Below are 13288 nucleotides of genomic sequence, written 5' to 3'. Positions count from 1 at the left end.
AATTAGCTCTTTCCGGAGGTTTCTTATCTTAGACTTGGACTCATTGGATACCGATAAAACACCATCATTTTTGGCCATATTTTTCCATGAGTAATCGTGCTTTAAAGAAACACAAGGTAGATTCAGCTCCTTGATTAATGTTAATTTGTTTGTCTTCAAGGCCGTCGTAAGAGGCGCCGTTTTCAGGATTATACATGATTTGTTTGAGATGATTATTTCCCAGAAACCAAATAAAAGCCATTCTGAGTTGGTCTTTGTATTTCCTGTTTTTAGTGACTTCGTAAAAAAGATCAAGAGCGATAATTGTTGTCGCTACCTCGATGGGTTGTTCTCCGTAAAATTTTCTTTCGTTTTCTTTTTTGAACCAACCTCTGTTTGAAATAACTTTTAGTTGTCCTTTCATAAAATAATGGGACAACAGGAAGTCAAAAGTGGTTATCGCAATTTTTTTGTATTTCAGTTTTCCCGTGGCCAAATAACTGCACATCAATGCCTCAGGTAAAATATTATTGGCGTAAGTCATGTAGTCTTCATACCAGCACCAGTTTTCGTCAGAATTGATATGATAATGATGTAAAAGTTTATCAGCGAGTCGTTCTATCGTTTTTTTGATAGTGTCTTCCTGATGAGCGGAATAATAACTATAAAGCCCTTTCAGACAGTAAGCGATAGCTCTTGGGGAAACAATGTCATCTACTCTTGTGAATGCTTTATCCCAACATTTCTGTGCCCGATTTACAAAATCTTCAGGCAGGGAATCTTTATAGCCAATTACAGTACCCAAACTCCATAATGCCCTTCCGTTCGCATCTTCAAGATTTACTTCCTCATTTTGCGCTGTCAATTGGTGCTCAAAATTTTTATAATTATTAAACCAACCGTTGTCGAGTTGAATCCCTTCAACGTACGTCAAATAGATGTCTGCGAGTTTCAGAACGGAGTCATCAGGTCTAAATTTGTTATACAATACCATGTTTATTAATGCCCTTGCATTATCGTCTAAAGTATAACCTGATTCGGGATCCGGTTCGCTGAATTTAGAAAACTGCAGTATCCCAAAGTCGGTAGTCAGTTTTTTAATGTGATCCAGTTTTATAGGAGGAAAATTGAATTTCAAATCTTCCTCTCGATTGGTCAGCTGATCGAAAAGTAATCGGTATTGGATCGCAATATTTTCCCAGTTTGTTGCTTGCGCCAATGAGAAAGCATTTTTTCCCATTGCAGTTCGCTGTTCTTTATTTTCGATGAGCTGAAGAATGGCTTTTTGAAATTCTTTGGAATTGCCAAACTCTTTTAATAGTATTCCGTTGCCATCATTAAGAGATTCAATTGCATGGGGGATAGGGGTAGAAATCACGGCACAGCCGCAACTCATGGCGTAAGAAAAGGTACCACTGACTGCTTGGTTGGGATCCTTGGAAGAAAACAAATAAATTTCTGAGACAGTCAAATATTCCAGTAGTTCTTTTAATTCGAGATATTCATCAATAAAAATAACATTGTTTTCCAGCTGAAGTTCCTGTACGATGTCTATAAGTTTGTTACGGTATCTTTCTCCTTCATTTTTGACGACTTCGGGATGAGTTTTTCCAATTACCAGATAAATTACTTCGGGGTGTTTAGTAACAATTTCGGGTAATGCCTGCAATATTGTTTCGATGTTTTTGTTTTCGCTTATTAAGCCAAAAGTAGTCATCACTATTTTATTCGATAAATCATATTTGTTTTTTAAATTTTCTTTTAGCCCCCAAAGGATGGTATGTGTGCCATGTGGAATTAATATTGTTTTTGATTCCTCACAATCATAATAATTTGTCAAAAGTGTTCTTGAATTTTTGGTCAGAACGATAATGCGATCAGAAAGATCAACAATAGCATGAACCACTTTTTTTCTCTTTTCATCAGGATTTGGCAATACTGTATGAAAGGCAGTTACAATTGGTTTATTTAAGGCCAGTATAAAAGAAAGAATATAATCACCGTATTCTCCACCAAAAAGCCCAAATTCATGTTGGATACAAACCAAACCAATATCTTTTCGTTCATTTATTTTCTCGGCAACCAGCCGATAATCATCTAAAGAAGATGCCAATAAGGTATATTTTACTTCATCACCATAAGTGAATTGATCTTTACTGTTTTCTAATGCGCAGACTTCAACAGGAAGAGTTTCGCCAAATACCTTATTAGCTGCATTGACAATGTCATTTGAAAAAGTCGCTATTCCGCATGCTCGAGGCGGATAAGAACTAACAATTAGCATTTTTATTCCCTTTTCAAAAACCATGACAGTGTATTTTAGGGTTGTTTTCTCAGTTCCAAAAGCAATTCGTTGATATCTAATTTGGCGACGGCAATGTGTTTATCTGCAACGCCATAATAGATGTATAGGTCAGTTCCAAACAATGCATGTCCCGTTGGAAACACAACATCGCTTACTTCGCCTTCTTTTTCCCACTGTTTAACAGGAGAGAATAAAGGATAAGGCAATCGTGCTAATTCGATATGAGGTTTGTCTAGTTGTAATAATGCAGCTCCAGCGTGATATATTTTTCCTGTTGTAGTTTCCTCTACACCATGATATATCAGTAGCCAACCAAATTCAGTTTCAATCGGAGGACCACCGGATCCAATGTATTTTACTTCGAATAGATTTCTAGGATCCATTACAATATGGTTGACAAGTTCTTTAAGATATTCTTTCCAGAAAGACTGTGTTAAATCTTTCCAGTCATCGAATTGAACAATTTGGATTCCTGGCCAGATACGATGTAAGAGAACAAATTTTCCGTTTATTTTTCTTGGAAACAGGACGACATCTTTATCCCGCAGTAAACGGGTTTCGTCTCCAGCCAGTCCTATTTGTTCAAATAAGTTGTAATATTGATGGTATTTTGGATTTAGGTTTTCACCTTCATTATCTGTCACATAATTTTCATATTCCTGATAGTTTACCTGAGGGGTGATGATCCCATGCTTTTCAAAATGAATCAAATCCTTTGAAGTAGCAAGCGCACCCATTGCATTGACACCATCATAGACAGTATAGGTTATATAAAAAGTATCTTCAATTTTTACAATTCTTGGATCTTCCACACCGTGTTTTTCGTAATCGAAATCACGGCTAATTAAGGGCTGTTCTTTTCTTTCTATTACTTTGAGCGGTCCTTCTGTTTTCGCGTACCCAATGGAGGAATAATTTCCGTTCTCTACCGCGCGATACAAGATATGGATCGTATTGCCTTCCTGATAAATTCCAGGGTTAAATACTCCCGTACTTTCAAAATTTTTGTCAGTGGGACTTAGGATTATGCCAAGCTTCTCTATTGCGACCATGATGTGATATTCTTATGACTCAGTACATTTCTTCTTTCTCTTTCTTTTTTTGTTCTTTCTTTTTGGCTTTCTCCTGTTTTTTAAAATATCCTTTCAATAAAAAGCTATGTTTCATAGCTTCCAAATCTTCATTCAAAAGGATGGTGGCTTTATTAATATTAGTGACAGTAGAGTCTATTTTTATGACTAAATTAGGATCGTTTGAAAGATAATTGATAGCTCCTTTGCCTTCTTTTATATTCAAAACAGTTTCGTTGAGGTTCTTAACTACTTTGTTTATTTCTTCAGTCGACTGATCTAAATTCTGAACTATCATTTTGATATTATTGGCTACAGCCGGATCTTTCAAAGCACCAATTACATTGTCTTTGTTATCAAGCGAAGCAATAAGTTTATTGAGTCTTTCTACCGATTCTGAGGTTCCTTTTGTGGTTATTTTCAAATAATGCATGGTTTCTGATAAATCTTTTGCCATAATAGTATCTTTGAGTAGCTTGCCCACAGTTCCTTTTCCCCGATTGATTTCATTGGTGATTTTAAGTAACTCTTCTGTAAGTTGAGCAGCATTTTTATTAGTTACACCCAGCGTATTAAGCATGTCATCTGTCCTTATACGATTTAGGGAATGAATCTCATCTCCCGGTTCAACAAAACCTTGAGTTCCTTTTCCCGGTAAAATATTTATAATCATATTACCTACCAGTCCATCTGAACTGATGGTGGCAACAGCATCTTTTTTGATATGGGCAAAAATAGTTTTATCAATAATCATATCTACCTGTATGACACTGTCGTTGATCATTTCAATTCCTCGGACAGTTCCCACGTTTATTCCGGAATAGCGAACATTGTTGCCTAATTGCAATCCGTTCACGTTATTAAAAACGGCAAAAAGATGATTTGTTTTTCCAAACATTTTTTGTTTATCGCCAATAAAATATACGGCCACAACAAACACCATTAAACCGATTAATACAAATAGTCCAAGTTGTATTTTTTGTGATGCAGTTTTTTCCATAGCTATATTTATTTAAAGAAAGCTTGTATTTTTGGGTCTGTTGAAGTAGATAAATCTTCGAATGTACCTTCGGCATAATTGAGGCCATCTACTAATAAAATCATTCTGTTTGAAATCATTCTGGCACAATCCACATCATGTGTAATAATAATGGCAGAAGTATTGTATTTTTTTTGAATCGAGATCATTAACAGCAAAATTTCCTTTGCAGTTATTGGGTCTAATCCAGTTGTAGGTTCGTCGTAAAGAATAATACGGGGCTGCAGAATTAATGTTCTGGCTAAGGCGACTCTTCGTTTCATTCCGCCGGAAAGTTCCTCTGGCATCAGATTAATAGTATGTGCCAAGCCAACATTTTCTAGGGCTTCCATAACCAAGGGAGTAGTGTCTTCAATCTCCCCAAATTTTTTTGTGTGGCGTCGTAATGGGAATTCCAAATTTTCGCGAACCGTCATGGAATCATAAAGGGCACTTCCCTGAAATAAAAAACCAACTTCGGTCCGAAGCTCGTCTAATTCATCGCGATTCAATTTACTGATATCTTTTCCCATTACTATAATGGATCCACTATCCGGTTCTTCCAATCCAATCAGACACTTTATCATTACTGATTTTCCGGAACCTGATTTTCCCATGATAACTAAATTTTCCCCTTCATTTAAAACCATATTAAAACCGGCCAATACATGATTGTCGCCATAACTTTTTTTTAAGTCGGTGATTTCTATAATGGGTTTTTTATTAGGTGTACTGGTATTCATAATTATTTTTATAAATCATAAAAAATGTCTGTGACAAAAACGGCAACAAAGTCAATAATGAAAAGTAGCATCGAGGTATAAACGACCGCAGAATTTGCTGCTAATCCTACACCGGCAGTTCCCTTTTTGCAATAATATCCCTTAAAGCAGCCCACTAGTCCAATGGCAAATCCAAAAAAGAATGTTTTTATGGTAGAGGGAATCAAGTCGCCAAACTCCAAAGCGTCAAAGACCTGATTAAAATATAATAAAAAGGATACATTTCCTTTTAAATTTTCTACCAGAAAAGAACCAAAAAGCGCAATAGCATCTCCAAATAACACTAAGATAGGGAGCATAAAGGTTGTTGCCATTATACGGGTAACCACTAGGTATTTAAAAGGGTTGGTGCCCGAGACTTCCATAGCATCTATTTGTTCTGTCACGCGCATAGAGCCTAATTCCGCACCAATTCCGGAGCCAATCCTACCTGCGCAAATCAAAGCGGTAATAATGGGGCCTATTTCTCGAATAATGGATATGCTTACCATGGAAGGCATCCAGGAAACGGCACCAAATTCCTGAAGTGTGGGACGTGATTGTAAATCAAAAACCAGCCCGATTATAAAACCCGTAACCGCTACAAGAAGTAAAGAGCGGTTTCCCATGTAATAACATTGACGAATAAATTCTTTAAATTCATAAGGAGGCTTAAACGACTCTTTAAAAAATCGACCTGCAAAATAGGATAATTCACCTATTTCCAGTAAGAATTTTTTTAGTATTTCGATTATTTTAAAAATATTATCCATATCGACAATGAATTAATTTCAGTATAAAAGCCTTCTCAAATATAGTGATATTGTAGTGATTTTCAGATGTTTTGCTTGAGTTTTTTAATATTTCCCAATGAGGTAACTGTTTAATAAATTTAGTTAAATACTGCTTGATGTAGAAATTTTTTTATGCTTTTTCTGCAACGTCAAAGTATTTAGAAATGACTTTGATTATTTGTTTAGGTTTTTAATCCATTTTTCAATTTCGACTGCCCAAAATACAATACTCGACAGGGCTATGGTTGCTGTCAATTCGTATAAATTTAGCGGTTGTGTTTTGAAAATTTGGTTAAAAAATGGAGTGTAAACAATCATCAATTGTAATCCTATGGTAATGAATAGGGCTAATAGCATCGGTTTATTCGAAAAAACACCAATTTTGAATATGGATTCACAGTCCGATCGAATGGCCATAACATGTCCCAATTGGCTGAAACAGAGCACGGTGAAAGCCATTGTCTGCCAATGTGAGTTTAGGGAATGTATCGCCCATGCCTGGACCGCAAGGGTTACTGCCCCCATCAGAAAACCCACCCATAAAATGTGATAGGCCATCCCGTCTGCAAAAATATTTTTTTTAGGTTCTCTGGGTGGTCGTTTCATTATACCACTTTCTGCAGGTTCTGAGGCGAGTGCCAATCCGGGTAAACCATCCGTTATTAAGTTGATCCAGAGAATATGTATGGCCAAAAGCGGGATTGGTAAACCAAAAAAAGGAGCTAGAAAAATCACCCATATTTCACCTGAATTTCCAGTCATGATGTACTTGATGAATTTCAGGATATTGTCGAATATTTTTCTGCCGTGTTTGACGGCAACAACGATCGTGGCAAAATTATCATCTAGTAAAATCATGTGTGAGGCTTCTTTGGATACTTCTGTTCCGTTAATTCCCATGGCGATGCCAATGTCAGCATTTTTCAATGCGGGAGCGTCATTAACACCGTCACCAGTCATGGCTACAAAATGATTTTTAGATTGTAATGCGGTAATGATTTTTAATTTTTGCTCTGGATTTACACGGGCATAGACCCGCACTTTGTCTACAATTTCTGTAAATTCATCTTGCGTTAATTTGGCAAGTTCATAACCTGTCAAAACGAGGTCTTCCTTGTTGGAAATTATTCCCAATTCTTTTGCAATTGCCTGACCGGTAAGTTTATGATCTCCTGTAATCATGATAGGAACAATTCCGGCTTGCTTACATTCCAAAACCGCCTGTTTGGCTTCTTCTCTGGGCGGATCAATCATTCCGGCAAAACCTATCAATGTTAATTCGGTCTCGATTTCAGTGGGGTTTATTTGTGCCGGCAGTTCAGTAAGCGTTCGTATCGCATAACCCAATACCCGATATCCTTTTTCTGACATTTGGTTTACCGCGATTTCAAATTCCGGAATCAGTGATTGTTGACTTTCTGTCAATTTATTCAATAATACATCCACAGCACCTTTGGTAATCATAACGATACCTCTTTCAGATTGATGAAAGGTGGTCATGAATTTTCTATCGGAATCAAAAGGTAATTCGGCGATTCTTGGGTATAAAATTTCTAAATCATCTTTGTGAATGTTTTTGGTCGAAGCATATTGGAATAATGCTATTTCTGTTGAACTTCCTAAATGTTTACCGTCTTTATCTTTTGAAACATCATTACTTAACGCCATCGCATGAAGCAATGTGTTGTTATCGTTGAATATAAGATTAGCTGTTTGATCTGAAGTTTCATAAATGGCTTCCACGGTCATTTTATTCAAAGTAAGCGTGCCGGTTTTATCTGTGCATATATGGGTTACCGATCCCAGCGTCTCTACTGCAGGTAGTTTGCGGATGAGTACATTGTTTTTTACTAGTCGCTTGGCGCCAAAGGCTAATGCAATTGTTACCATCGCCGGTAAGGCTTCGGGTATGGCAGCGACCGCCAGTGAAATAGCCGTGATCAACATGGTGAGCGCTGATTCGCCGCGCACTAAGCCAATTAAAAAAATCGCCGCGCAAATAAAAAGGATTACAACAGACAACCGTTTTCCGAAAGCACTTAATCTCTTTTGTAAAGGGGTTATGGTTTCATTGGTTTGAATCATTTTAGCGATGTGTCCCAACTCAGTATTCATTCCTGTGGAGACTACATAGGCAAGCGCCCGACCCGCAGTTATAAAGGTTCCTTTAAATCCCATATTGGTTAGGTCGCCAATAGAATATGCTGCTTCAGGAAGCGTTTCTGTATTTTTTTCGACATTGTATGATTCTCCTGTTAAGGCTGATTCATCCACCCTTAATTGATGGGTTTCAAAAAAACGAACATCAGCAGGAATGCTTTTTCCTCCTTCGAGCATCACAACATCGCCTGGTACTAAATTTGAAGCTGGGATATCAATTATTTTCCCTTCACGTATAACACGGGCGTATTGAGCTACCATACTCTTTAAAGCTTCCATCGCTTTTTCGGTACGGTATTCTTGTATGACACCAACCATGGCGTTAATAACAACAATAGTAAGAATAACTACGGAATCAGTGATATCTCCCAGTAAGCTGGAAATAATGGCAGCAATAATAAGAATGAGAATCATAAAATCAGCTAACTGATGCAGTAGCATCTGCAAAACAGTTTTCTTTTTTTTATCCTCAATTTGGTTTTTTCCGCATTCTTCAAGGAGCTTTGAGGCAGTTACAGAATCAATGCCGGATGGTGTTGTATTCAACAACTGGGCTATTTCCGAAATAGGGATTAAATGCCAGTTCATGTTGTTGTTTTTTACTTTTTATACTATGGCAGAGCGGTATTATGATGGTCTGATTTTAACTTTCATACAAACGCAATCTGTTTTTTACTGCAGTCAATTCGTTTTGTAAGTCCTCTATTTTTTCCAATAGATTTAAGACAACATCTATTCCTTCGATATTAACCTCTAGTTCTTGGTGCATCCGTATCATTTTTTCAATTTCATAGATAGCATCAGGATGGATATATTGGGTGTCTTCGATGATTTGAATTTCTATCAGTCCCATTTCATTGAGATGGCCAAAGAATGGCATTTCCACTTTGTAATGGGCAGATAATGTAGCTACAGGGATGAGGTTCTCTATATTCATGAGGTTCTTAACTTAGCAAGTTCTTCAAATAATTCTTTTTCTTTTTCAGTAAGCTGTTTTGGGATTTCTACCTGATAGGTAATGTATAAATCGCCAAATTCCCCTTCTTTTTTATAAACAGGAAAACCTTTTCCTTTTAATTTTACTTTGGTGCCGTTTTGGGTTCCCGGTGCTACTTTTAGTTTTACTTTTCCGTCAAAAGTTTCCACCATTACTTCTCCGCCCAGAATAGCACTATATAAATCAATATTCGCGGTGCTGTATAAATTGCTTTTATCTCTTTTAAAATGGGTATGATTTTCAATGGTGAAGGTAATGTATAAATCTCCTTTTGGGCCACCATTTATTCCTTCGCTACCCTGTCCGCTGATTTTTATCTGTTGACCATTTTCAACTCCTGCCGGAATTGTGAGGCGAATGTTTTTGCCATTTACGTTTAAAGTGCGTTTGTGGGTAGTGTACACGTCTTTTAGATCAAGATGTAATTCGGCATTAAAATCTTCTCCCTTGTACGCGGCAGTGCGACGACCGCCACCTCTGGATGCCCGACCTCCAAACATAGATTCAAAAAAATCCGAATAATCTCCGCCGCCACTGAAACCACCACCGCCAAAACCACCAAAATCGGCACCTTGACCACTTCTTTGGTATTGCTGTTGTTGCTGTTTGGCTTTTTCATATTGTTCCGCATGCTGCCAGTTTTCACCATATTCATCGTATTTTTTTCGATTTTCGGCATGGCTCAATACTTCATTCGCCTCATTGATTTCCTTGAATTTTTTTTCAGCTTCCTTGTCATTTGGATTCAAATCGGGATGGTACTTTCTGGCCAGTTTACGGTACGCTTTTTTTATCTCGGCTTCAGTTGCGTTTTTATTTACTTCCAATATTTTGTAATAGTCTATAAATGCCATTTTTATATTGTTTTTCTGATTTCTGTCGGTAACATTTTTATTAATTCAAGAAATCCATTGAAACCATTGTAGTATAAAATTACACGCAATGAATTTATTAGGATTGATATTATTGTTTCTGAATTTTTAGAAAGCACTTTGCTTTTCGTTTAAAGCTTCCTTGACCAGAAAAATTTCTAGTTTTAAATCGGTACCATTAGAAAAATATTATTGCTTTATAAATTCGCAATCGGCTTTAATCATTACTTCATCGCTGATCATAGGGGCGGGAAATTTGGGTCCGATATTAAAATCGGATCGTTTTAAAACTGCAGTAAATTGAAATCCAGACGTAATTGCTTTGTTTTGTGGGTTTTCTATTGTGCCTCTATACCACATTTTTACCGTTACGGGCTTTGTAATTCCATGGAGAGTGAGTTGGCCCATAAGATTGTATTTATTTTCCCCTGTTTTTTGTATCGATGTACTTTCGAAAGTCATTTTTGGATACTGTTTTACATCAAAGAATTCATCGCTTCGCAAATGATTGTCACGCATTTCTACTTCAGTATCGATGGAGGTTACCTCTGTTGACAGCTTAAAGGTTGCATCGCTGAAATCAGATTGCTTGCTTGTGGCGGTGATTTCAAAAATTTTGAATAATCCTGCGATATCAGAGATACCCTGATGGACTGTGCTAAACGTTAATTTTGAATGCATCGGGTCAGCCTTCCATGTTGTTTGTGCCAATAGTAAGTTGGTGAATAATAGTGCCGTAATAAGTATTGCTGTTTTTTTCATGATATAAAATTTAAAAATTAACGGATGAAATCTAAATTTTTTCTTTTCCTTCTTGTTTGCTTTTATTATAAAAATACCGAAGTGCACCAGAAGGACATTTCATAACTTGTTCTATTATTTTTTCTGACGGAGCACCATTTGCGTCAATCCATTTTTTTATTTTAGGATTAAAAACTTCTGGAAGTTGCGTCCAGCATCTTAAAGAATGTTGACAAAATTCCGGTTTCCATACGACTGTAATTTCGTCATTACTATAATTTATTTTTTTTGTTTCAGTGTCTTTAAAAACAAAAGTTCGGACTTTAATATTGTTTTCCAAGAGTCTCGAAATGGGACAGTGTTTTGCAATTTCCTGTAATTTAATTTTTTGCTGCTCATCAACAGAATTGGGAAATACTAAATCGCAGTCGATTATAGTTGCTATGGCTCCGTCTTTTGTTTCCTGATATAAATTGGCATTTACCGAAATTTCAGGAATATTCCAACCCTTGCGGTCAATATACATTCGCAAGGTTATCAATGTACAAGATGTTAATGAGGATAGCAATAAAGTGAATGGGTCAGGTCCTGAATCATTGCCATTTGAACTCACAGGTTCGTCAGCAATAAATTCTCCGTTCCGCCACTTAATAGTGCATTGGTATTTAGCCGTACCTATAAGGCCTTGTATAGGTTTGTCAAATTTGTATTGCATGTCTTTATACTTTTATTTTATTGAATCAAACCGATTTGTTTCATAATTACCAGATTATCTAGAGAGAACTATCGACAGCGGATAAACAGTGTGAACTATTTTTTTAGTATTATCATTTACAGGTTATTTGTAAAGATTGAAAAGTACTTTTTTGATGGTAGCATCTATCTGAATGAATAGGATTCTCTAGTACAAATGATGATGATTAATCAGTTTTTTATCTATCAAATTTAATGATTTTTTAATTTAGATTATTATATAAGATGTTTTATTTCAGTGTTTTATGAATGTTAAAAAAGCTCCTGTAAGGAGCTTTTAAGGAGTGGTATTTTCTAAGGATTAATATAAATCGTTGTTTTTGATATTAATATGGAGTCCGGTTTTTTTAATTTCAAATCCAGTTTCTTTTTTAGTTCGATGAGATAGGATTTGTATTCTATAAATTCAGTGTCTTTTGGGTTTATTTGTAGTACAAAATTTATTCTGCCCAGTAAGTGCTGCAAGTAATTGGCCTGATTAATTTCCTTATACTCACGATGCTCATCGATACCAAATTTTTTGATGTAATACATAGCCTGTCTTAAAGCATTTCGTTTATGAAATACTACCTGAGGTCTTTCATTCACTACAATACCAGTAACAACTTGCCGAGTGTTGGGCGTCATGAGTCTTGTTTTTTCGGTATTAATTTTAAAATGTAGTTTCTCAATAGTTTCGGTTACTTTATCTAGTAGTTCTTTTTCGTTGAAATCGCCGGAAAAGCTTAAATCATCGGCATAACGTGTATATCTTATTTTTCGCTCTCTGCAAAAATTAGCAATTAATTCATCGGAGGCTTTAAACAAGAGATTAGAAAGATAGGGACTTGTAGGTGCCCCTTGCGGTAAAGCCCCGTCCCGAGTGCATAATCTGGAAAGCATTTTTGAGACTAATCTGGAATAGCCTAATTCCGTAAAAATTTTTTCAATCGCATTTATTTTAATGGATGGAAAGAAATTCTCCAAATCAACCGTGAGTACTTTAGGTTGTTTTTTGTGAAATTTTAGATTTTCTATTAGTCGCGTATTTGGCTTGTACGCTTTCGCAAAAGGGCTTACAGGTACTTTATAAAGAATGTTTTTGAGTATCCAAAGCTGGATTTCCTTCAAACTGGGAAGCGGTTCTGAAATCAGCCTTTTTTTACCATTGCTCTTTTGGATTTCAAAATCACGATAAAATTTTTGAGTATAAAGCGTCGCTTTCTTGATATATTCTTTTTTATATCCTAGAAGAGCGGATAAATGCGAAGGATTGTAAATGACAGGAAGGTCTTTTGAAAACAAAACTTCGGCATAATCCAAACAGTGTTGTATATTCTGTTTTGAATATCCTAATTTTGGTGCTTCCTTGCTGAAACTTTCTTTGTATTGTGCAAAATCCATAGCTGAAAATCATTAATGGAGTAGGGACTCTTATGTCCCTCCCTCCAATTAAGAAAGCGGGTTTAAAAGGTCGGAGCTCTGCGTAGATCTTTTAAATCCCGTGCTTGAAAAAGTGTTCAAATACAGAGCAGTGACTCACGGCTCCGTTGTTAGTCGAAACTAACATTTCTTCAGGGAATGAACTAAAAGTACAATTCTTTCAGACTTGGAATAAAAAGTGTTTTTTTATTCAATTTTGGAATCTTACTTTTTAAATCCTTTTGAATCCATTCCTCTTTTTTTTTATGACTTACTTTATTAGGTCCCATTTTAGTTACAATTTAGAACTATTAAAATAATTATGATTTTGCTTATAATGTGTTTGTATTCAAATAAATAACTACATAAAGTTACAAAAAAATATTTAACACTATTATGATATATTTAATTATTTATGAACAATTGTGATTATTTAA

The 13288-nt window shown here is 36.0% G+C and carries 12 protein-coding genes; all 12 read right to left on the bottom strand.

All coding sequences use genetic code 11. From position 1 onward, the window contains the following. Positions 1 to 64 precede the first annotated feature (64 nt). A complete protein-coding gene (locus tag ABEB23_RS17220; protein ID WP_348813921.1) occupies positions 65 to 2287 on the bottom strand; it encodes a glycosyltransferase in 2223 nt (740 codons plus the stop codon). Positions 2288 to 2298: 11 nt separating this feature from the next. Next, complete coding sequence (locus tag ABEB23_RS17215) at positions 2299 to 3336, bottom strand: glycoside hydrolase family 130 protein (RefSeq protein WP_348813920.1); 1038 nt, start codon at positions 3334 to 3336, stop codon at positions 2299 to 2301. A gap of 19 nt (positions 3337 to 3355) precedes the next feature. Next, positions 3356 to 4354, bottom strand: coding sequence for an MlaD family protein (locus tag ABEB23_RS17210; protein WP_348813919.1), 999 nt, complete (start codon positions 4352 to 4354; stop codon positions 3356 to 3358). An 8-nt stretch (positions 4355 to 4362) separates the two neighbouring features. Then, on the bottom strand, positions 4363 to 5115 hold the full coding sequence (locus ABEB23_RS17205; protein ID WP_348813918.1) for an ABC transporter ATP-binding protein: 753 nt from the start codon (positions 5113 to 5115) through the stop codon (positions 4363 to 4365). 8 nt (positions 5116 to 5123) lie between these two features. After that, entirely contained in the window at positions 5124 to 5906 is a 783-nt protein-coding gene (locus ABEB23_RS17200) for an MlaE family ABC transporter permease (RefSeq protein ID WP_348813917.1), read from the bottom strand. 195 nt (positions 5907 to 6101) lie between these two features. After that, complete coding sequence (locus ABEB23_RS17195) at positions 6102 to 8675, bottom strand: cation-translocating P-type ATPase (protein WP_348813916.1); 2574 nt, start codon at positions 8673 to 8675, stop codon at positions 6102 to 6104. Positions 8676 to 8730: 55 nt separating this feature from the next. Further along, positions 8731 to 9024: a chaperone modulator CbpM gene (locus ABEB23_RS17190; protein ID WP_348813915.1), complete on the bottom strand. Its 294-nt coding sequence runs from the start codon at positions 9022 to 9024 to the stop codon at positions 8731 to 8733. Next, positions 9021 to 9938 carry a DnaJ C-terminal domain-containing protein gene (locus ABEB23_RS17185; protein WP_348813914.1) on the bottom strand — a complete coding sequence of 306 codons (918 nt, stop codon included), beginning with the start codon at positions 9936 to 9938 and terminating at the stop codon, positions 9021 to 9023. Before ABEB23_RS17185 ends, ABEB23_RS17190 begins: the two co-directional genes overlap by 4 nt. A gap of 207 nt (positions 9939 to 10145) precedes the next feature. Further along, the gene (locus ABEB23_RS17180) at positions 10146 to 10718 is read right to left on the bottom strand and encodes a YceI family protein (protein ID WP_348813913.1); all 573 of its coding nucleotides are present in this window, start codon (positions 10716 to 10718) and stop codon (positions 10146 to 10148) included. Between the two features lie 31 nt (positions 10719 to 10749). Next, the gene (locus ABEB23_RS17175; protein WP_348813912.1) at positions 10750 to 11412 is read right to left on the bottom strand and encodes a (4Fe-4S)-binding protein; all 663 of its coding nucleotides are present in this window, start codon (positions 11410 to 11412) and stop codon (positions 10750 to 10752) included. Positions 11413 to 11744: 332 nt separating this feature from the next. Continuing rightward, positions 11745 to 12833, bottom strand: coding sequence for a reverse transcriptase domain-containing protein (locus tag ABEB23_RS17170; RefSeq protein ID WP_348813911.1), 1089 nt, complete (start codon positions 12831 to 12833; stop codon positions 11745 to 11747). A gap of 182 nt (positions 12834 to 13015) precedes the next feature. Further along, complete coding sequence (locus ABEB23_RS17165) at positions 13016 to 13141, bottom strand: hypothetical protein (protein WP_348813909.1); 126 nt, start codon at positions 13139 to 13141, stop codon at positions 13016 to 13018. Positions 13142 to 13288: the final 147 nt, after the last annotated feature.

The sequence above is a fragment of the Flavobacterium maritimum genome, from assembly GCF_040049085.1.
Classification (GTDB): domain Bacteria; phylum Bacteroidota; class Bacteroidia; order Flavobacteriales; family Flavobacteriaceae; genus Flavobacterium; species Flavobacterium maritimum.
The sequence above is the reverse complement of the archived record's forward strand: the minus strand, read 5'-3'. Positions and strand labels throughout refer to the sequence as shown.